Below are 21169 nucleotides of genomic sequence, written 5' to 3'. Positions count from 1 at the left end.
GCTACAGGTGCTCCAGGTCCTGCAGGTCCCGCTGGTCCTACAGGCGCTACAGGCGCTACAGGTGCTCCAGGTCCCGCTGGTCCTACAGGCGCTACAGGCCCTGCTGGTCCTGCTGGTCCCGCTGGTCCGACTGGCGCTACAGGTCCAGCGGGAGGAGTATTAAACTTTGCAGACTTTTTTGCGTTGATGCCTTCTGATAATGCAGCAACAGTTGCTCCCGGTACAGACGTAAGCTTTCCCCAAGATGGGCCTACTAGTGGAGCTGCCATTGCCCGTACTGGACCCAGCACATTTAACTTGGCTGAGATTGGCACTTATCAGGTCTTGTTTCAGGTAAGTGTGAGCGAAGCGGGTCAATTGATTTTAACTCTCAATGGCGCTGACTTAGCTTATACGGTGGTCGGGCGAGCAACAGGTACTTCCCAGATAGTAGGATTGGCTCTTGTGACTACGACAGTCATTGATTCAATACTCACTGTACGAAATCCTGCTGGCAATGCAACAGCGCTAACCATCACTCCTCTCGCTGGAGGAACAAGACCTGTTTCAGCACACCTTGTTATCATGCAAATCGAATAGAGGGAAATAGAATGTATAATGGATGAGGGAACGGGTCAATTGTTACTGTTAGTCTGTATCATAAGTGGAAAAATTTCATGTTTGTAGTAGTATAGTAGCAGTCATATACAAGCTATCTTCAACACCATGTACGTGGAGTGTTGTGGGGCGGATAGAGAAGAAATAGGTTGGAAGCAATCCGAGTAGAGAATTTTAAGTGAAATTGGAGTACGTTTTACGTCCCCTCAGACTGATGCCCTGAGGGAAATTTTTTGTTAAAGGGTTGCACTCTTTACGCGAAAATAATGGTATATATGCGTAAGTGTATATGTAATAGAAGGAATTGAAATAATTTGTACAAAGCCTTAGTCCGTCTTCGAGAACATGTAGAGATTTTTTTGCTTAATATTCTGGATTTTCTATTGTAGTTTTCGTATATTATCTTAATTATTAAAGATAATACACGAATCGTTGTCGCATACCTAACTAATCCTTAAAGATCAATTTAGAGGTTAGTTTCATATTAATATAAAACTAGGCATAGGAAATACTTAACAATGAAATATGAAGATCATTAAATACATCTTTTGAATGAGATAGGTGTAAACAATAGTTTCAATTCTGAAAGATTAGGTCATATAGAAAGCTATCGAATTCTATCCGAAACTAACATGTAACTAGCAAATGAATCCTGAGATCGCTTAAATTCAGGGGTGTAAGTTCTCAAAGAGATAGGACCTATGGAACGCAGAATCCCTCAAACGACTATGTTTGGGGGATTTTTATTGTGTAGAGGTATAAATTATTTTATAGACTCAGGTTTTGAGGACTAATAAGAAAAGGAAGGACTGACAGAGCTTGCTTTCAAAGCGTATGTCCCCTGTCACTTGCTCATATGTGCTATCAGGCCAATGCAATAGCCTTAGCTGAACAAGACTACCAGAATCAAATTTTCCCACAGTAATTCTTCCAAGAACAGGTCGAAGAAGAGGCACAGGTGCTAATTATAGTTGAAAGACTAAGGATGACAAGGGGTAATGCAGTAGCACTTTTACTAGTAGAACAAGAACTTGGGCAAAGAGCGGTAAATGGATGAAATGTCTATCATAAATTATATATAAGTTTAAGGACAGGAAGTGACTATTCCTACCCTTTTTCAAAAGGAGGTGATGAGTGACAAAATCAAAAATTTATTATGTAAAGAATTGGGAACTATCCCAATTCTATAATACTTAGCATCCTCCAATTCCACCAAAGATTCCACAATTACAGAATATTATTACAAGCAATAGGAAGAAGAATAACAATTCTGTATTATCGCCGATACCGCCGATTCCTCCAACTCCTCCGAAGATTCCACAATTACAGAATATTAGCACTAGCAATAGGAAGAAGAATAACAATTCTGTATTATCGCCGATACAGCCAATTCCTCCAAGCAATCCTTTAGCGTCGCTCACGAGTTGCACCTCCAATCATTCTAATATTCCTAGCCTTTTTGTCTGGCTAATATAAGTTATGTTGACATAGAAGATAGTGTGCATAATTTAAATAATGTTCTACACATAAAAAAATCAAATATAGGACTTGGTTATTAAAATTACTTCGTCAAATAATTTATATAGACATTTGCTAAATTTATATAATAATATAAGAGTTTTTTGAAAGAAGGATTTCCAATAATCTCACCAAATACACATTTAGTCACCAAGGGCAGGAAAAATCCTATCCTTATTTATTGTACTGAATACGCTCCTCTCAATCACAAGAGAAATCTTATTTATCTTTGTGAAGGAAATAATTGAAAGATATGTAAATAATCATTAGGTTTTATTTGCATATTGATGAGTATGCAATGGTAGGAGGAAGGTAGCTAATATGAAAAGATTAGTCAGTGAGTACAATTTTAAAATACACTTTATAGCTTCTATACTTTTATGTACGATCATTGAGATTGTTAGTAGGAAATATTTCACAGGAAATATGAGAGACAGTAATTATACCTTTTTGGATGGGACAGGTGTAAACAATAGTTTGTATTTTGAAAGATCAGATCATATAAAAAACTATAAAATCCTATTGGGAACTAACATGTAACTAACAAATCGACCTCAAAGTGGCTTAAACACTAAGGCGAAAATTCTCAAAGAGATAGAACCTATGGAATGCAAAATCCTTCAAACACTTATGTTAGGGGGATTTTTTATAAACATGTCGTTCTTGTAGAATTTTGGGAAGAAAAAATACTAAGTTGATTTAAACCTACTGCTATGCTAGAATAGATATGTAAGTTGCAACTTATCAATTACGAAAAAGTTTATATAGTTTAGTTTTCTAGGGTTCCGCAGTTTGTAACTGGCTGGTCCGAGAGAAAACGCACAGGTGACTGTGTACACGGAAGGATAAAAGCCTGGGAGATATTTTATAATATTTCTTTGGGCTTTTTTATTTTACTTATTTTAGAATATTGCCATGAAATAATCTTATGGCGAACGCAAATACTGATTTTGGAAGGAGTAAATATGGAGTGGTTTTATTTGGTGGTAGCAGGAATTTTTGAAGTAGGTTGGGCAATCGGTTTAAAGTATTCCCAGGGGTTTACAAAAACACAGCCTAGCATACTAACCATTATAGGAATGGCTGCAAGTTTCTATTTTTTATCATTGTCTTTAAAAAGTCTGCCAATAGGTACTGCATATGCAATTTGGACAGGGATAGGTACGATTGGTACAGTATTTTTAGGTGCTATTTTGTTTAAAGAACCTATTAATATCATGCGTTTCGTTTGTATAGTATTCATCGTTAGTGGAATCATTGGTTTGAAGTTAATATCAATTGAATAATCATTGACGCCAATTGAAAATTAAAAAACAGCTAATTTATTGTACTATAAAGAAGTTAAACAGGTAAAAATCAGAACTATTTTATTATAATATTGAGGAGGATAAGGTGATGGGTGGTTTCAGTTATAAAGATATTTATATTGAAGATGGAAGAAGGGTACTGGAAGTGAATATACTTCCAGAAAAGCATTGTAACTTTGACTGCATATTTTGTCCTATTGGAAGGTCGCAAAACAAGGTAGATACCCAAAAGTCATTTGAAAACATTGATAGTTCATTGATTGACCTAGAAAGTATGATAGAAAATACAAAAGCAGAATTAATCTTTATTAACTCAAAAGGAGAAGCCTTAGTAAATGATAAAATTAGTGATATTGTTGACATAATTAAAGATAGAGGCTTATCTATAAGACTGCTTTCTAATGGATATTTACTAGGTAGAGATGAATATATTAAAATTGCCAATAAATGTGATGAGGTTGTTGGAGAGATAAAGGTAATCACAGAAGAAGATTTTCAAAAAGTCCAAAGACCGATCGAAGGGTATACGTTTGTAGAATATATTTCAAATATGATTTCCTTTAATAAACAATACAAAGGGAAATTTATATTTGAAATTACTATCATTAAAGGCTATAACGATGATGAAGAATCCATTCAGAAGATAAAAAATATTATTCAGGAAATATGTCCTAACAAGATCATTATTGCAAGAATGGAAGATGAAAGATTTAAGAAAAAACTTGGTATAACTGATGAAAGATTTGAGGAAATTTCAAATATGTTACTAAATATTTGGTAAAGTGAATGCATAAAAGTCATATTTAGAAATGAACATTTGATGATCGGAGCGATGGTAACAATGCTTTGTAGCTGGAAAGAGTAAATAACACAGAAAGTTATAAAAAATTACGCATAACTGACAAGTTAACTTCAAAATGGCTTAAACGCTAGGATGAAAATTATTAAAGAGATAGGACTAATGGAATGCAAAATTCCCCAAACAATTATGGTTGGGGAATTTTTATTGGGCAGCACTATTGATTGTTGTATGATCTCAGGTTTGAGAGCTATCCAGAAAAGGAAGGCCTGTTCAAAAGTATAGGGGGCTGAAGAAGCCACCAGATCATTAAATATCTTTATTTAATAGATAGTTAATATATACTCCATCAGGTTGCGGTTGGAGACTACCGCTGTCTAAATTGTTAGAGAAGAACATAACCATACCCATTATCAGTATAGAGACTATAATAGATACTATTGGCATTACATCAATATTGCCTTCTTTTTGTACAGCTTTACCTCTTAGTGTACTGTTGCTACGGCTTACATTTTCCATACAAAATCCCTCCAAAATTTATTATTTTTGTATTGGGATATTTATGCATACAACAATAAAAGACAGGGAGTAAAGAAGCATAAATATCCCGTTGCTTCTCTACTCCCTGTCCTTTAATCTGAAAGCTTCCTTACGATTGTAAGTTACTCCTTCGATGTTCTATTAATAGAATCTCTCCAGGGTCGTGTCCAATCATTGTATCTTACCTGAAAGTTTCAAAATAGTTTGAGAATTAGTAACTATTTCTTGCTCCTACGGTCATTCATTTTTAGAATGTCTCCAATGATTTTCTGCCACCTATATTCACTTATAAATATATTATATATTGAATTTAATAAAAAGACAATGTCTTTTATGTAACGATTTAATACTACAAATATTGTGTAGTTATGTCCGAACAAGAAACGATGTATAATTTAACCACTTTAGGTACGGAGTATTTTGCTCGTTGCTTTTGGAAATAGAATCTTATTGAGGTTGTGGTAGGTATGATCTCTATTTATAAGGGCAAGAATACTTCTGTATAATTTTTTTGAAGGAAAGGTGAAATATAAAATGAATTTATTTGAAGTGGCATATGATTCTTTTAAACCTTTTTTAACAGGTGAAAAGAAACCATTAAATGTATTGGAAGTTTCAAACTTATGGTTTTATCTTGCTATATGCAATAATACATTACGAAACGAGGAACTGGCGTATAATACTGCTCAGGACAATGACCTGAAAAAAATATTAAAGGATGCAAGAGACATACACAAATCAGTGGCTGAAGAGATTAATAAGCTGCTTAAAGAGGAAGGCGTCCCATTGCCAGAAGATACGCCAGAGAAGCCTTATATTGAGATTAAGAATATACCAGAAGGTGCAAAACTAAATGATGAAGAAATAGCTAATTTAATGTCGTTTAATCTTCTATTGGGAATCAACTATGCTTCAAGGAGTTTAACCGAAGCTATTCGTCCTGATGTAGGATATATATTTTTTAAAGTAATCATGAAAAAAGTCTTACTTGGTGTACCACTTAAAGATCTTATGCAGAAGCGTAACTGGCTCCGCATGCCTCCTCCTTACAGACCATAGTAGAAATTAGTAGATAGAGTGATGTTTAGAATCATCTTAGCATTGCAAAATAAACAATTAAACAAACGGGCAGAATATTAATTCTGCCCTTGATTTCCTGTACTATATAATTGGCTAAGTAAGATATCAATCTCTTGACTTACAGATAGAATCTGGGGATCAATAAGTCTGGGATCTTTATCAATAAGAGCGTGCATAATGTTTCTTAGATTTTCGATCTTCTGCAATATTTCATCACAAATTGGCATATATTCCTCCACACAATACTGTAAGTGTTTTCTAATGTCAATATAAGTAGTATTATACTATCATGTTACATTGACATCAAGACAGATATTGTTAAATTTTACTTATTAAATATTCATTTAATGATCAGATAGGTGCTAAGTAGCTTTAAATTTTGAGAGATAGGACCTACGAAGCGGAAAATCCCTCCAACCCTTATGTTTGAGGGATTTCTTATTTTGAAAAAACAATAACTTCAAATTCATCGGAACCTTCGATCGGTTTAGCAACGACAATTATAATACGAGAATCTTTTGATAAAGTAATGGATACAGGTTTATTGTCATCTTTAGTTACCCATCCTTCATCATGAAGAGTTTTTTCATAGGAATCTAAGAATTTTCTTGCATCCGTTTCCTCTATTGAAAATGATGTTCTATCGAGCCCCTGTGGATCTTCAGATTTCTGAAAATCAACCTGCTTCATACCTTCTTCCTTAGGAACTTGTGGCATTTCATTTTCAGCTTTTGGACTACAAGATAATAGTGGAATAAATAAAACAAGAAGCATGAATAGATACTTTGAATATTTCATATTGGTCACTTCCTAGTTTAATATAGTTATCTATATTATTTATCAAAGGAATTATGATAATACAAGCAGCTAGGTAATTGGCTACTATTTTTATTAATATTCAAATTCAATAATGGAAAAAGCGTTCATGAATGACAGTTAAATTAGGCGTTTTAAAAGAGAAATGATTTGAGTAATATAGAATGCCTCAAACAGATATGAATGGGAAATGTTTTACCCGAGTTAAGGAGGAAACAAATCCCATAAGTAGAAATTATCGTTGTAGGACGGCAAGATGCAGTTGTAAAATAATACGATGGAGAATCGAGATCTGAGAGATCTATGTGGTATATTTTTCTGTTACGTCATGTAAATAGAATTAATTGAACACAACAAAGGTAGCATGAAAAGCTTTTTTGAGAACTTTGACTTTATATTTATGAAATACATTTGGAATTTCCCGAAAACATCCGGGAAAAGGAACATTGAAAGAGTGGAAAGAAGTAAAGGCAAGCACATCATCGTTTTTAAAAAGCGAAGCGAGGCAAATAAGTTTTTAGAGGAGCTGGAGAAGGAGATCAAATTGTGATGTAGCGGCATGTGTGATTCATATGTAGGACAATGTGACATAAGATCGAGATCCAATTTGTAGGGGTCGCATAGTATGCGACCCGAGACCCGAAGAAACTACCCTAGCCCTTGAGCGGGTTGCATAATATGCAACCCCTACTGCCTTTAATCTTAATCTTGATCTCGACCTATGCGACATTTGTGTCGCATGCTTTTTCTATTGCGGTATAATGAGGGAAATGTTTTGTAGGAACACAATTTAAATAACAATATGCTGTATCGAAAACACCGCTGTTGGGCGGTGTTTTTTGCGGCTTATTGATATAATCTTGAAAGCGATTCTAGTCGTGTAACATTATTGCGATCACGGTCCAGGATGTCCTTAACAATGGATGCACTGGTTTGGTCTAGATCACCTTTGATCACTTCCAGCGTCGCATTAATTCCTTTATCAGAGCCTTCTTTCAATTTTTCAATGATATACTGAGGATTTTTATTCATACTGGTTTCAATCATTAGCATGGCATCGGCCATAAAACCTCCAATGCCATTGCTGCCATCGGGGCGACCGCCCAACTGTACAATTCGATCTGAAAGGCGCAGGGTATTTTCCTGGTGAATTTGTTGCATGCGATACAATTCGTCCTTTAAATTTGTATCAGAGACCTTGTCCACCACATCATCATAGGCGTGAATGGCCATAAATTCGCCTTTTAAAACTTCATTTAACGTTTTTACGTTGGGATCATCCATAATATAACCTCCCTAATCATTTACGATTAGTCTGCTTCAATAAAAGGAAGGCTATACAGATGGACTATTGTGTGTTTGTTTGGATATAGGCCACAATAAGCTCGTCCAGTTCTTGGCTGCAGGCAATGACGGAGTTGGCTAGCAGATTATAATTGTGACATTTCAAAAGCGTTAATAATTCCCCGTTAACTACCTCAATTTTTTTCTTTAGTTCATTTCTCGACATTTTATAATCCCCCTTTCAAAAAATGACAAAAAACTCAAAAAGACTCTTGATCTTTCAAGAGATGCTGTCGGTTGAAGTAATAATATGACAAATATGTAAATAAATGTAAAAGCTATGAGTCAATTATAGTATAGGATAAGGAAAAAATCAATAGAAAGAACGCAAAAAAGAGAAAAAAACAAAAATTCTTACAAGGAATCTCCGATAACTTATGTGATAATATAGAAAAAGAATAAAAAGGAGAAACATATATGGATCGATATACGGAGTTCAAACAAATTAGTTTACCGAGGTTGAATAATTTAAAGCCAGGCTTGGAATCTACCTGTCTAAAGCTTATGGAAGAAGCGGGAGAGCTTGCCCAAGCCATTGGAAAATTTAGAGGGTTAAATGGTGAAAAGGTCAGCCTGGAGGACCAGGAGGTGGTCGACCGGATCAGTGATGAATTGCTGGACGTGGCACAAGTAGCTGTATCAATGATGTTTGTGTTAGAAGAAAAATACGACATCAATATCAAAGAGAAGGTTGATGCCCACGTAAGTAAACTCATCAAGAAGGGTTATATCCGTGTAGAGGAGTAGAATAACGGATATATCTGAATTGTAGCATATGAAGATTGCCCATTACATAGGATAATATATATCAGTAGAAGGAGAAAAATATGAGAAGAGATAGAATACTCTGCATCCTATTGGTTGTCTTTGTCCTATTTATGTCTAGCTGTGGCAATAAAAATCAAGCTATTAAGGAAGATATTCGAAATTTCATCATGGAGCAGGAGAAACTGGTCCATGCAAAAGATGTAGAAGCCTATATAGGAACCTTATCATGGGAGAGCCCAGAATATGTAGCGGAAAAGAAAAGCTGGATGAGGGATATAAAGAGTAATGATATACAAGACTTTCAGATGGAAATAAAGGATATCGATCTCCATAAGGATCAAGCTATTGTAGAGGTCAGCCAAAGCTATCGCTTACAAGATCGTGTCTATCAGGTTCAATATCCTTTGCGGCTCGTGAAAGAAAGAGGCAACTGGAAGGATGGAGATTTAAAGTTTGAAGAAATGAAGACAAAGCATTTTATCATTAAATACTTCGATTCTTCAAAAAAATATGCAGAGAAAATCCATGATGTGTGCGAGACAGCCTACGGAAACGTCCAGACTCGATATGGGAAAGGTATTGAAGAACCAACCATCATCAAGCTGTACAAAGATAAGGAAATGCTGAGACAGTCTGTAAAACTTTCTTTTGGGTGGCAATTTGCTGGTTGGTATGAGTATCCAGAATCCATAAAAACCACAGAATTTGATGAGACAGGGCACTATCAGGAGATATTAGAACATGAATTGATTCACAAACTAACCATTCAGCAAGCAAAGAATAATCTTCCTTATTGGTTTGCGGAAGGGTTAGCCATGTATTTTAGTAATTTTCAGAACGAACCAGAAGTCTATAGTTCAAAGGGCTATTATATCAGCACATATAAAGATAAATGGATGACCATAGACAGGCTTGAGGAGCTGAATCTTGAGACCATGGAAGATGAAGAAGAAATACAAAACTACTATGATGGCTCTGGCATGATCGCAAAATTCATGATAGATACCTATGGGGAAGATACGGTGAAGAAAATCGTAGATGCTTTGGGAGCCTATGAATATTTAGAAGGCACGGGCGCCGAAGTTGACAAGATATCGATTCAGAGATTCCATGAAGTGATTCCTAAGATATTAGGGATCACCGTGAGCGAACTGGATAATGCATGGGAGACATATTTAAAACAATGAAGCAGCAGGATGATGAAATCCTGCTGCTTCATTGTTTTTCATAAATTTTCTTTTGTTGAATATGAATAAATAGGAAAAGATGAAGGGGGCTTATGAATGCGTGTACTTGTTATACATAAAAAATGGTTTTTCATGTGGATATTTCTCATCGGGGGAACCATAGGCTTATATAGATGGTATATAAATCTATTGGAAGTCACTTCTCTGCCTACTACCCACAAGGTAATCGTAGTGGACGCAGGTCATGGCGGGGTAGATGGAGGTACCAGTGGAAGAAGCGGTGTACTGGAAAGCCATATCAATTTAGAAATTGCATTACGCCTGAGAAAGCTGCTAGAACAAAGCGGCGCCATGGTGATTCTAACCCGGGATACTGACATGGGGCTATATTCGGATAACGGAAGAATTCGGGACAAAAAAAATGAGGATTTAAGAAACAGAAAAAAGATAATGAATGAAAGTGATGCGGATATCTTCGTATCTATCCATCTAAATGCTTTTCCTCAAACGCAATATTATGGTGCCCAGACCTTTTACCCTAAAAACTCTGAAGAAAGCAAGCGATTGGCTTTCTTGATTCAAGAGGAGTTGATTCGCATTCTTGATAATGGGAATAAGCGGGAGACAAAATCGAAAAGCGATGTATACTTGATGCAGGAGAGCGCAATACCAATGGTGTTGGTGGAATGCGGTTTTTTATCAAATCCCATGGAGGAAAGGTTACTACAAGAATCAAAATACCAGGAGAAGGTCGCTTGGAGCATTTATATTGGAATCCTAAGATATTTTAATGAGATGAAAGAATAGGTTAGGGTATAAGTAATTTTTCAAGGGAACATATTAATAAAAGAAACAAAAGAGGAGGTATCAAAATGGGAAGAATACAGGCCGCTTATTTAATGCCTCATCCGCCTATTATCCTAAAGGAAGTGGGAAAAGGGGAAGAGAAAAAAATTCAAAAGACCATTGCTGGAATGAAAAAAGTAGCCTTAGAAATAAAAGAGAAAAAGCCTGGTGCCATCGTGGTGATCACACCCCATGGACCATTATTCAGAGATGCAGTAGCAATCTCGGTTGAACCGGAAATGCAAGGAAATATGGGGAAATTTGGGGCAAAAGAAGTCAGGTTTACGAAAGATAATCATTTGGAACTAACCAATAAAATCCTTCAATTTGCAAAGGCAAGGAATATCTTTTGTGCCCAGGTAAATAAAGACTTTGTCCACGAATATCATGTATCTTCAGAGCTGGATCATGGTACCATGGTGCCTCTATACTTTATCGATGAAGCCTATATTCACTACAAATTGGTCCACATTACTTATGGGCTCTTACCGAGGGAAGATTTGTATAAACTAGGCAAGGCTATTCAGGAAGCCGTAGAGGGCCTGGAAGAGGATGTTATCGTTATAGCCAGTGGAGATCTATCCCATAAGCTAAGTCAGGAGGCTCCAGCTGGATACCACCCAAGCGGAAGGATATTTGATGAGAAGATACTTAAATTGCTAGAAGAGGGTGCTGTAAAGGATATTTTATCTATGGAATCTTGCCTTACAGAAGAAGCTGGAGAGTGTGCCCTAAGGTCCATTGATATTATGCTGGGCACATGTGATGGTTATAATATTACACCTAAAGTACTGTCCTATGAAGGTCCTTTTGGTGTAGGTTATGGTGTTGTTGCCATCGAAATAGGTGATACAAATCTAGAACGTCAGTACATGGAGGAGATTTATCATAACAGGGATGAGAAAATACGACAGATTCGTGAAACAGAGGATCCTTATGTAACTCTGGCCAGAGCTGCGTTAGAATATTACGTAGCCCATAAAAAGGTCATGGATCTTCCTAAAGATTTGCCTACGGAGATATTACAAGAGAAGGCCGGTGTTTTTGTTTCTTTGAAAAAGCATGGAGAGTTGAGGGGGTGTATTGGTACTATCGAACCAACCACTGCTCATATTGCCGATGAGATTATCCGAAATGCCATCCAGGCTGGCGCCAATGATCCAAGATTTTATCCTGTGGAAGAGGATGAGTTAGAGGAGATCATCTATTCTGTGGATATTTTGAAAGCACCGGAGGCTATCAATTCCTTGGATGAATTGGATGTAAGAAAGTATGGTGTGATTGTATCCAGTGGAAGAAAATCAGGTCTACTGCTGCCAAACCTTGAAAATGTTGATACGGTAGAAGAGCAAGTAAGAATCGCTCTACAAAAGGCAGGGATTAAGGCCAATGAAGGATACAATCTGCAAAGATTTGAAGTAGAGAGACATAAATAATCTGTGGATAGAATGTGCATAAAAATTTTGAAAATGGCTGAAGCTTAGGCAATTCAATGGCTATAGAAACGCAAACTTATCCACAAACTTATCCACCGGTTACGTATGAGTAAAATGTAGATTTGTGGACAAGGAGGGGACATGCTTATAGATTTGTCCATATAGCGCCACTGAAAGATTGTGAACTTATCAACAGACCTTGTCCACATTAACATAATTTTGTGGACAAGGGATAGAAGGAGCAGGATTATGTAAATGAAAATAGAAAAGGAAGCAATGTTTTATAGAAAATTGGATAGGGACTATGTGAAATGTGACCTGTGCCCCCATGATTGCCAGATACCTGATGGTAAGGTGGGTCGATGTAGGGTAAGAAAGAACGAAGAGGGTACCTTATACAGCTTAAATTATGGGAAAATAACCTCCTTTGCCCTAGACCCTATTGAAAAAAAACCCCTATATCATTTCTATCCTGGCAGCAGAATTCTCTCCATCGGAAGCTTTGGGTGTAACTTAACCTGCAGCTTTTGTCAGAACTGGCAGATCGCCCACAGAGAACCGGAAGCAACTTATGTTACCCCAGAACAGCTGGTACAAGCAGCTCAAGCCCATAAGGATCACATCGGTATTGCCTATACCTATAATGAGCCATCTATTTGGTATGAATTTATCTATGAAACAGCACCCCTGATTCATGCGGCAGGAATGAAAAATGTATTGGTGACCAATGGGTTCATCAAAGAAGCTCCCCTAAGAAAGCTCTTGCCCCATATTGATGCCATGAACATAGACCTAAAAGGATTTACAAATGATTTTTATAAGGACTTGTGTGGAGGTGCATTAACCCCTGTAAAAGAGACCATAGAAACAGCCTTTAAAAGCTGTCATATGGAAATCACAACACTTCTTGTCAGCGAGTCAAATGATTCCTTTGAGGAGATAGAGGGACTGGCTAAATGGATTGGCAGTATAAGCAGGGAGATTCCTCTCCACCTGAGCAGATATTTTCCAGCTTATAAAATGGAGCTGCCCCCGACACCAATGAATCTGATGAAGGAAGCAGAAACCATTGCAAAGAAATATCTTGATTACGTCTATCTGGGAAACATAGCGGGGGTAGATCGGAATACCTACTGTCCCCAATGCAGAGAGGAAATAGTACATAGAGATTTAATAATAAAAGTACAATCATTGGATGGAAAAAAGTGCAAAAAATGTAATAAGCCTATTTCAATAGTATATTGATAAAAATAGATTGCTTTCTCATCCCATAGAATAGTACTAGGGATATGCTGGTTCAGCATATAATGAAGTACGAAAGGTGGTAAGGGAGGGATGGCTTTGAAGAAATGGCTATTATGGACAATTATTTGTATTCTTTGTGTCACAGTACTACTTTTTGTGGGCAGATTCTTTTCTTATACAGGAAATAAGATCAGGGTAGACGCACAAATGGAACAGAGCCATATTGAAGAGGATCAAAGGATCGTAGTAAGTACAGAAGTAAGTAGTTATAAAACACCATAGAAAATTCATTATATATAAAAGAAAAAATATACGTATTCACTAATGATTATGCAAATAAACCATTGACATCTTCAGTGGAATAACATATAATCAATAACAACGAAGTATAATAATATAAAAACGAAGAAGAGAAGAGTAGATCTAGGATGTAGTTTCAGCGAGTTGGTGATAGTGGGAGACCAGCACGAGGCCTATTTTGAAGAACATCTCGGAGTTGCTAACCCAAATCCGTAAAGGAGAGTAGGCTTAGACGGAACCAAACCGTTATCATTGGTAGGTATCGAAGTAGACATACTTCCGTACTGATTGAAGTGAGCGTTGCGCTAATTTGGGTGGTACCGCGGAAGATAAACCTTTCGTCCCTTTTTTATAAGGGATGAAGGGTTTTTTTATATTTTTATATTTATTTTTAAAATAGCGAGCACACATAAAATTCCATGGCCATGGGGAAGAAAGTGGAGCTGACAATCAAATTTTAGGAGGAATTCATATGAAAACGATAGAGCAAGCATTAATGATACCTGAAGGTTATAAGCCAGTTCTTGGCATTCGAGAAACAGAAATTGCAATTAAACAGTTAAAGGATTATTTTGAAGCAGCTTTAGCACAAGAACTGAACTTGACAAGGGTTTCAGCACCCCTGTTTGTTCAACCAGAGACGGGAACCAATGACAATCTAAACGGTGTTGAGAGACCTGTAGCCTTCGATGTAAAAGGTGTTGGCGGTAAAGAGGTGGAAATTGTACATTCCCTTGCGAAATGGAAGCGAATGGCTCTCCATCGGTATGGATTTGGTCATGCAGAGGGTCTCTATACAGATATGAACGCTATCCGTAGGGATGAAGATCTAGACAATATACACTCCATCTACGTGGACCAATGGGATTGGGAACGTGTCCTTCAAAAAGAGGAAAGAACAGTAGATACGTTAAAAGAGATTGTGGGGAAAATTTATAAGGTATTTAAAGCCACGGAGGATTATGTGAGCAGGCTATACCCAAGCTTTAACAAATTCTTACCCAAAGAGATTAGTTTTATTACGACTCAGGAATTAGAGGACAGATACCCTCTGCTTACACCAAAGGAAAGGGAAAATGCCATTGCTAAGGAGAAAGGCGCCGTATTCATTATGCAAATTGGAGGAGAATTGACATCAGGTATCCGCCACGATGGAAGGGCTCCCGATTATGATGATTGGACATTAAATGGAGACATTATCTTCTGGTATCCTGTTTTGGATATGGCTTTAGAGTTATCTTCCATGGGTATCCGTGTGGATGAGGATGCCTTGGAAAAGCAGCTAAAGCTAGCTGGCTGTGAAGATAGAAAGGAATTCACCTTCCACAAAATGTTACTGGAGAAGAAGCTTCCATATACCATTGGCGGAGGTATCGGCCAGTCAAGAATTTGTATGTTCTTCCTTCAGAAGGCCCATATCGGAGAAGTACAAGCGTCCATATGGCCCCAGGAAATGCTGGAAGTATGCGAAGAAAAAGAGATATTATTGTTATAGGGTTAACATGAAAAGGAAATCTCGTCATCAGGGCGAGGTTTCCTTTCTTTTTTTGATAATAAGGAAGCATAAAAGAGCAGGTGAAGGAAAACAATATCAATACTAGTTGAGTCCTTGATTGGACAGTCAAGAGATGTACTGAGCTAGAAAGAATAGGATGTGGAGTTATGTTCAAAAAAATAAAGGATATTTTAAATATAAAAAATAGTGAAGGATCAAAGATAGAGAAGTCACAAACACTTGAAGAATCTCTAAAAGATAACATTTCAACATTTAAAAAAATATTTGCTGGAAATGATTTGATTGTGTTTAGAACCATAAGAAATCAACATGATGACAAGTTATTATTTTGCATGATTTATGCGGACGGCATGACTGATAAGGAAACTATTCAAGATACGGTCATACTGCCTTTGATTGGAGCAAAAGTATCATCTATTTCATTAGATGATATTAAGGATACAGTTATAGGTTCTGGGAATATTGAAATAGATAACCGTATAGATGAATTAGTAAAATCCATCATCTACGGAGATAGTGTTCTCTTGATGGATGGAAGTCCAAAAGCTTTAATCATAGATACAAAAGGGTGGGAAAAAAGACGAATTTCTGAGCCCATAGGAGAAGCGGCTGTACGTGGCCCCAGAGAGGGATTTACGGAGAGCATCCAAACAAACCTGACATTGATTTGGAGAAAAATCATAAGTCCTGATCTAAAGATGGAATACATGGAAATAGGGAAGCGTACCAAAACCAAGGTTTGTATTTGCTATTTGCAGAGTCTTGCTTCAGACAAGATTATCGAAGAGTTGAAAAAAAGGCTTAATGAAATACAAATAGATGGGATACTGGAGTCTGGCTATATAGAAAGCTTTGTACAGGATGCTCCCTTATCCCCTTTTGAAACTATGGGAAGTACAGAGCGGCCTGATGTCGTAGCTGCCAATCTCCTGGAGGGGAGGATCGCTGTACTCTGTGACGGGACGCCTTTTGTATTGACTTTGCCATATTTATTTATGGAATATTTTCAAGTGAATGAGGATTACTATCATAATTATTTATATTCATCCTTTAATCGAATTCTTCGGTATTTCGCTTTTTTATTTAGCACCAGCATACCAGCCATCTATATTGCTTTAACCACCTATCATCAAGAGATGATACCTACCCCTTTGCTGCTGAGTATTTCAGCATCAAGGCAGGGGGTGCCTTTTCCAACGGTCTTTGAAGCCCTTGCCATGGGCATCACCTTTGAGATTTTGAGGGAGGCAGGGACACGGCTCCCAAAACCAATTGGACAGACCGTAAGCATTGTGGGGGCCCTGGTATTGGGTGAGGCTGCCGTAGCCGCTAGAATTGTCAGTGCACCCATTGTCATCGTAACAGCCATAACGGGCATTACCAGCCTTATGCTTCCAAAAATGCTGGGGGCCCTGGCAATTGTACGTTTTTCCTTTATCATTATATCTTCCTTCTTGGGGCTATATGGCTATATCTTTGGTGTCATTGGGTTGTTTATTCATTTGATATCCATTCGATCCTTTGGGATACCCTACATGCTCCATCTGGCCTCTATCAATAAGGAGGACGTGAAGGATACCATCATCAGGGCACCTTGGTGGTATATGCATTATCGACCAAAGCTAATTGGGGCAAAAGATCCCGTGCGCAGCGGCAGTAAGAAGCTTAAAAAAAGGGGCTAATGCCATGAAATATGAGAAATCAATCCTACTTATATTGCTGATTATAGGTGTATCCTTTACCAGTGGATGCTGGAATTACCGTGAGATCGATGAAATGACCATCGTTAGTGGTGTTGCCATCGATTATGAGGACGAGAAGTTTGTACTTACCATTGAAAGCATTACCCCAAAGGGTGGACAAGATGTGACGATGACTTCTGATTTAACCACAGCAGAGGGGGCTACGATCTTTGATGCCATCCGAAACCTGATCATGCAGACGGGCAGGCGGGTTTACTGGGCCCACGGCAAAGTCATTATAATCAGTGAGGAGATCGCCAGAGCAGGGATTACCCCTGTTTTGGACTATGTGACGAGGGATGCGGAGGTAAGGGAGAACATGTGGCTTGTATTATCAAAGGAAAAAGATGCCAAGAGTCTGTTAGAAGGCAAAGATAAAATGCATGATACCATCTCCGTGCATATAGATGATATGCTCCAGTCCCAGAAGAGCATATCAAAATATAACGCCGTGGAATTGTGGAGATTTCTTGATGATTTAACGGCAGACGGCATCTCTCCTACCATGCCTATGGCTGTTTTAAAGACAAAAAGAGATGCAAAGATTCCACTAATAAATGGCATCGCAATATTTAAAAGAGATAGAATGGTAGGAGAGCTCAATGGCATTGAAGCCAGAAGCCTTTTACTGACCAAGGGAGAATTGAAAGGTGGTGTCATTGTAGTCCCCAATGTAGGGAAAACAAACACTGATATCACCTTGGAAGTTTTTAAGAGTAAAACAAAGGTAAAACCAGAGCTGATAGATGGCAAGTTGATGATGAAGATTGATGTAAAGCTAGATGTAAATATTGCTGAAATCAAAGGAACAGATGATTTTATTAGTGAGAAGGGCAGAAAAGTTTTGCAAAAAGAAGCAGAAGAATTAGTAAAGATGCAAATTGAGAACACGATCAAAAAAGTGCAAAAGCAATGGGCAAGTGATGTTTTTGATTTTGGTGGCGTAGTGCAGAGAGAAATGCCTGATTACTGGAAAGCACATAAAAATGATTGGGATAAACAGTTTGCAGGCCTTATTGTAAAAGCCAATGCTGAGATAAACATCCGAGGAAGTGCCTTAACATCAAAACCCATTAAAGTAGGTGAGTAGAAATGGTGGTTGTTATCATTATTGCATATATGGTCATTGGTTTCCTAGAGATTGTACCTTTGGTTCAGCAAGGGGAAAAGAAAAAGATTGTGCTTTATACCATGACACTTTTTTTGGCTTTTGTCATCAGCTTATTGCTTGGACTTGGGATACACATTCCTAGCCCAGCAACGCCCATCGAACGACTCATTCAAGCTGTGGTGGGTGGATAAGGAGAGAAGTATAGTTATGAAGAAGGAGATCGTTTCAAATAGACAAGGAATTTGCCTAATTACCTTATTTGTTATAGGTGATGCCGTTATCGTTGGGCGAGGGCTGGAAGCGGGACGGGATCTATGGATAGCTCTCATCCTGGCTCCCTTGCTAAGCATACCATTGGTATTGGTGTATGCTGGAATTCAAGCAGCCTATCCGGAAAAGGATTTATTTGAGATCAATGAGGTGATTTTAGGAAAAATTTTCGGGAAATTCATAAACATTCTTTTTCTTGTATTTGTTTTTATCAATGGAGCATCTATTATTCGGGCTTACTCAGAGTTTTTTATTACTATAGGATTGCCGGAGACACCCCCAATTGTATTTGGGATTTTTCTAATTGGTCTCTGCAGTTTTGTTGCAAAGGAGGGCGTGGAGGTGTTGGGGAGATTGGCAGAGTTATTTCTCATAATTTTGTGTCTGATTGTTCCCATCGCCATCTTGACTTTGGTACCTCAATTGGAAATACATCGTTTGCAGCCTGTGCTTTATAACGGATGGGGCCCTGTCTTCAAAGGAACCTTCTCCAACATCACCTTTCCCTTTGGAGAAGCTGTGACTGTTCTTATGATTTCCATGGGACTGAGAAAGAAAGGATCTTTTAAAAAGGTATATATACTAGGTGTGATGTTAGGTGGTAGCATTCTATTTTCAACAGCTGTGACGGAGCTATTAGCTTTAGGATACAATACATATTCCACAAAATACTTTCCAGCCTATGGCGCTGTAAGCAGGGTCAATGTGGGTGACTTTATTCAGCGTCTTGAGCTCATCGTATCTACTACATCCTTGCTGGCAGGGTTTATTAAAGTATCTGTCTGTTTGCTTGCAGCCAGCAAGGGCGTTGTAAACCTATTCAATGTACCACAATATCGTTTCATGGTATGGCCCATCGCTCTGCTATTATTAAATTTATCAGTGATTATTTATACTGATATTTTCCATGCAATGAAATGGGCGGAAGAGATTTGGGCATATTTTGCTATTCCCTTTGAAATGATACTGCCTATATTCATACTGGTTATGATCGAAATAAGAAATAGACGAAAACATCAAGGGAGCTGCGAACATGAATAAAGAAGTGATCTCTGACAAACAAGGCATTACATTGACTATTTTATTCGTTTGGGGAAGTTCCGTCATCATCGGTTCAGGAGCAGGGGCAAAAAGAGAGGTATGGCTGGCAATACTATTGGGGATGACAGGAGGCATACTGTTGAGTTTGGTCTATGCCCGAATCCTATATCTTTTCCCAAATCAAAATTTATGCGATATTGTTCTCCATATTTTTGGAAAGTACATCGGAGGGTTGATTATTGTTCTGTACAGCTGGTTTGCATTCCACTTGGGAGCTCTAGTACTAAGGAATTTTGGGGAGTTTATCATTACAGTAGCTCTCCCAGAAACGCCCATGATTGTGCCCATGATACTGCTGAGTTTTTTGTGTATATGGGTATCAAAGGAGGGCATAGAGGTTCTTGGAAGATGGGGAGAACTGTTTATTATCTTTCTGGGAATCATCATGCTGACAACCTTATCCTTCTCAACTACGGAGGTGGAGATCAATCATATACGTCCGTTTCTATTGGAAGGTTGGGCACCTGTATTAAAGGGAGCATTTAGCTCTCTGACTTTTCCCTTTGGAGAGACGGTCGTGTTTCTAATGGTTCTTTCCTGTTTGCAGCAAAGAGGATCAGCTTTCAAGACATATCCTATTGGTATCTTGATTGCGGGTCTGCTATTGACCGCATTTGGCGCAAGAAATATCTTGGTACTGGGTAGTGAGAAAGCTATGGTTACCTACTTCCCGTCCTATGCAGCAGTGAGCAGAATCGATGTAGCAGAAATTTTTACAAGGATAGAAATCGTAGTATCGGTTTCTTTCATTATCAGCGGTATGGTAAAAATAAGTATTTGTCTTATGGCTGCTAGCAGAGGGCTGGCTAAGCTGACAGGACTTGGCAATTACCGAATAATTATAACTCCAGTGGGATTGTTGATGGTCAATCTCTCCTATTTTATCTATGGGAGTATCATGGAAATGGTGGAGTGGGCCTTTAAGGTATGGAATTTTTACGCTTTGCCTTTTCAAGTCATTCTACCCATTGGAATTTGGATTGCCGCCGAAATAAAGGTACGGCACAATGATAATAAAGAATTCGAGACATAGAGGATATAGCATATTTATGGAGAATTTGTTACAGTAAAAGAGTTCATAAGTCATGCTAGAAACAAGGGGGAGAAATGATTCGAGAATTAAACCTTCAGGATAACGAGATGGTGCAGGATATATTGGATATCCAGATTCCAGCTTATCAAATGGAAGCTGCATTGATTGAATATTGGGAGATTCCACCTCTGAAAGATACCTTGGAGACATTAAAGGCCAGCAGTGAAAGCTTTTATGGATATTTTGAAGAGGAAAAGCTCCTAGGGGTAATAGCCTATATCATTGAAGGTGAAGTCATGGACATTTGCCGTCTAGTAGTCCATCCAGACTATTTTCGCAGGGGGATTGCTAAAAAACTTTTAGTGTATGTGGAGAAAAACATAGGCGGAGTTAAAAAAGTAAAGGTTTCTACAGGCAGTAAAAACATGCCTGCAATAAAGTTGTATAAGAATCAAGGATTTGAGGAATACCAGGTTGTCGAGATAGAGGAAGGATTAAAAATTACGGAGCTTGAAAAGGCCATCGTGGGAAGACACAGATGACTTTGGATATAGATAAGTTAAATACCTCACTATTGTAAAGTAGGGGAGGTATTTTTTTATTTAATAGGAAA

At 37.8% G+C, this 21169-nt stretch carries 24 protein-coding genes, 2 riboswitches and 1 other annotated feature; of the genes, 18 read left to right on the top strand and 6 right to left on the bottom strand.

Features of this window, described 5'->3' with window-relative positions:
- Positions 1–579 (top strand): collagen-like protein (locus K0R93_RS11110; RefSeq protein WP_300301213.1); only part of this gene is annotated, 579 nt, incomplete at its 5' end.
- A gap of 1211 nt (positions 580–1790) precedes the next feature.
- On the opposite strand, the gene K0R93_RS11105 is transcribed toward K0R93_RS11110, so the two are convergent.
- Positions 1791–2018 carry a hypothetical protein gene (locus K0R93_RS11105; RefSeq protein ID WP_300301212.1) on the bottom strand — a complete coding sequence of 76 codons (228 nt, stop codon included), beginning with the start codon at positions 2016–2018 and terminating at the stop codon, positions 1791–1793.
- A gap of 418 nt (positions 2019–2436) precedes the next feature.
- On the opposite strand from K0R93_RS11105, the gene K0R93_RS11100 reads away from it, so the two are divergent.
- The 3 genes from K0R93_RS11100 to K0R93_RS11090 all read left to right on the top strand — a co-directional run bounded on the left by K0R93_RS11100 (position 2437) and on the right by K0R93_RS11090 (position 4203).
- Positions 2437–2655, top strand: a complete 219-nt coding sequence (locus tag K0R93_RS11100; protein ID WP_300301211.1) for a hypothetical protein — start codon at positions 2437–2439, stop codon at positions 2653–2655.
- Positions 2656–2881: 226 nt separating this feature from the next.
- Positions 2882–2977, top strand: a riboswitch (guanidine-I (ykkC/yxkD leader).
- Positions 2978–3080: 103 nt separating this feature from the next.
- Positions 3081–3401: a DMT family transporter gene (locus tag K0R93_RS11095; RefSeq protein ID WP_300301210.1), complete on the top strand. Its 321-nt coding sequence runs from the start codon at positions 3081–3083 to the stop codon at positions 3399–3401.
- A gap of 109 nt (positions 3402–3510) precedes the next feature.
- Positions 3511–4203 carry a radical SAM protein gene (locus K0R93_RS11090; RefSeq protein WP_300301209.1) on the top strand — a complete coding sequence of 231 codons (693 nt, stop codon included), beginning with the start codon at positions 3511–3513 and terminating at the stop codon, positions 4201–4203.
- Positions 4204–4530: 327 nt separating this feature from the next.
- On the opposite strand, the gene K0R93_RS11085 is transcribed toward K0R93_RS11090, so the two are convergent.
- Positions 4531–4740, bottom strand: a complete 210-nt coding sequence (locus K0R93_RS11085) for a hypothetical protein (protein ID WP_300301208.1) — start codon at positions 4738–4740, stop codon at positions 4531–4533.
- A gap of 96 nt (positions 4741–4836) precedes the next feature.
- Positions 4837–4930, bottom strand: a riboswitch (glycine riboswitch).
- 365 nt (positions 4931–5295) lie between these two features.
- On the opposite strand from K0R93_RS11085, the gene K0R93_RS11080 reads away from it, so the two are divergent.
- Positions 5296–5820 carry a DUF3231 family protein gene (locus K0R93_RS11080; RefSeq protein ID WP_300301206.1) on the top strand — a complete coding sequence of 175 codons (525 nt, stop codon included), beginning with the start codon at positions 5296–5298 and terminating at the stop codon, positions 5818–5820.
- Between the two features lie 77 nt (positions 5821–5897).
- Here K0R93_RS11080 and K0R93_RS11075 read toward each other — a convergent pair whose 3' ends face one another.
- From K0R93_RS11075 to K0R93_RS11060, 4 genes are all read right to left on the bottom strand, one after another.
- On the bottom strand, positions 5898–6068 hold the full coding sequence (locus tag K0R93_RS11075) for an aspartyl-phosphate phosphatase Spo0E family protein (RefSeq protein WP_300301205.1): 171 nt from the start codon (positions 6066–6068) through the stop codon (positions 5898–5900).
- Positions 6069–6279: 211 nt separating this feature from the next.
- Positions 6280–6639, bottom strand: a complete 360-nt coding sequence (locus tag K0R93_RS11070) for a hypothetical protein (protein WP_300301203.1) — start codon at positions 6637–6639, stop codon at positions 6280–6282.
- An 864-nt stretch (positions 6640–7503) separates the two neighbouring features.
- Positions 7504–7941, bottom strand: coding sequence for a DUF2383 domain-containing protein (locus K0R93_RS11065; protein ID WP_300301201.1), 438 nt, complete (start codon positions 7939–7941; stop codon positions 7504–7506).
- Positions 7942–8005: 64 nt separating this feature from the next.
- Positions 8006–8167: an aspartyl-phosphate phosphatase Spo0E family protein gene (locus K0R93_RS11060; RefSeq protein ID WP_300301199.1), complete on the bottom strand. Its 162-nt coding sequence runs from the start codon at positions 8165–8167 to the stop codon at positions 8006–8008.
- A gap of 251 nt (positions 8168–8418) precedes the next feature.
- Here K0R93_RS11060 and K0R93_RS11055 point away from each other — a divergent pair, with 251 nt between their 5' ends.
- The 13 genes from K0R93_RS11055 (at position 8419) to K0R93_RS10995 (ending at position 21098) form a co-directional block, all read left to right on the top strand.
- Positions 8419–8748 carry a MazG-like family protein gene (locus tag K0R93_RS11055; protein ID WP_300301197.1) on the top strand — a complete coding sequence of 110 codons (330 nt, stop codon included), beginning with the start codon at positions 8419–8421 and terminating at the stop codon, positions 8746–8748.
- A gap of 80 nt (positions 8749–8828) precedes the next feature.
- Positions 8829–9956 carry a hypothetical protein gene (locus K0R93_RS11050; RefSeq protein ID WP_300301194.1) on the top strand — a complete coding sequence of 376 codons (1128 nt, stop codon included), beginning with the start codon at positions 8829–8831 and terminating at the stop codon, positions 9954–9956.
- Positions 9957–10052: 96 nt separating this feature from the next.
- Complete coding sequence (cwlD, locus tag K0R93_RS11045) at positions 10053–10763, top strand: N-acetylmuramoyl-L-alanine amidase CwlD (RefSeq protein ID WP_300301192.1); 711 nt, start codon at positions 10053–10055, stop codon at positions 10761–10763.
- A 65-nt stretch (positions 10764–10828) separates the two neighbouring features.
- Positions 10829–12238, top strand: coding sequence for an AmmeMemoRadiSam system protein A (amrA, locus tag K0R93_RS11040; protein ID WP_300301190.1), 1410 nt, complete (start codon positions 10829–10831; stop codon positions 12236–12238).
- A 255-nt stretch (positions 12239–12493) separates the two neighbouring features.
- Positions 12494–13483 (top strand): AmmeMemoRadiSam system radical SAM enzyme, encoded by a 990-nt coding sequence (amrS, locus tag K0R93_RS11035; protein WP_300301188.1) that lies wholly within the window; start codon positions 12494–12496, stop codon positions 13481–13483.
- 96 nt (positions 13484–13579) lie between these two features.
- A complete protein-coding gene (locus K0R93_RS11030; protein ID WP_300301186.1) occupies positions 13580–13765 on the top strand; it encodes a hypothetical protein in 186 nt (61 codons plus the stop codon).
- Between the two features lie 114 nt (positions 13766–13879).
- Positions 13880–14132: a binding site (T-box leader), on the top strand.
- 123 nt (positions 14133–14255) lie between these two features.
- A complete protein-coding gene (gene asnA, locus K0R93_RS11025) occupies positions 14256–15278 on the top strand; it encodes an aspartate--ammonia ligase (protein WP_300301183.1) in 1023 nt (340 codons plus the stop codon).
- Between the two features lie 167 nt (positions 15279–15445).
- Positions 15446–16981 (top strand): spore germination protein, encoded by a 1536-nt coding sequence (locus K0R93_RS11020; protein WP_300301181.1) that lies wholly within the window; start codon positions 15446–15448, stop codon positions 16979–16981.
- Positions 16982–16985: 4 nt separating this feature from the next.
- Complete coding sequence (locus K0R93_RS11015; RefSeq protein WP_300301178.1) at positions 16986–18131, top strand: Ger(x)C family spore germination protein; 1146 nt, start codon at positions 16986–16988, stop codon at positions 18129–18131.
- A 2-nt stretch (positions 18132–18133) separates the two neighbouring features.
- Positions 18134–18343 carry a hypothetical protein gene (locus tag K0R93_RS11010; RefSeq protein ID WP_300301175.1) on the top strand — a complete coding sequence of 70 codons (210 nt, stop codon included), beginning with the start codon at positions 18134–18136 and terminating at the stop codon, positions 18341–18343.
- Positions 18344–18359: 16 nt separating this feature from the next.
- A complete protein-coding gene (locus K0R93_RS11005; protein ID WP_300301173.1) occupies positions 18360–19463 on the top strand; it encodes a GerAB/ArcD/ProY family transporter in 1104 nt (367 codons plus the stop codon).
- Positions 19456–20556 (top strand): GerAB/ArcD/ProY family transporter, encoded by a 1101-nt coding sequence (locus K0R93_RS11000; RefSeq protein WP_300301171.1) that lies wholly within the window; start codon positions 19456–19458, stop codon positions 20554–20556. Before K0R93_RS11005 ends, K0R93_RS11000 begins: the two co-directional genes overlap by 8 nt.
- Positions 20557–20630: 74 nt before the next feature.
- Positions 20631–21098: a GNAT family N-acetyltransferase gene (locus K0R93_RS10995; RefSeq protein ID WP_300301168.1), complete on the top strand. Its 468-nt coding sequence runs from the start codon at positions 20631–20633 to the stop codon at positions 21096–21098.
- Positions 21099–21169 lie beyond the last annotated feature (71 nt).

The sequence above is a fragment of the Anaerosolibacter sp. genome (assembly GCF_029240175.1).
Classification (GTDB): Bacteria; Bacillota; Clostridia; order Peptostreptococcales; family Thermotaleaceae; genus Anaerosolibacter.
The sequence above is the reverse complement of the archived record's forward strand: the minus strand, read 5'-3'. Positions and strand labels throughout refer to the sequence as shown.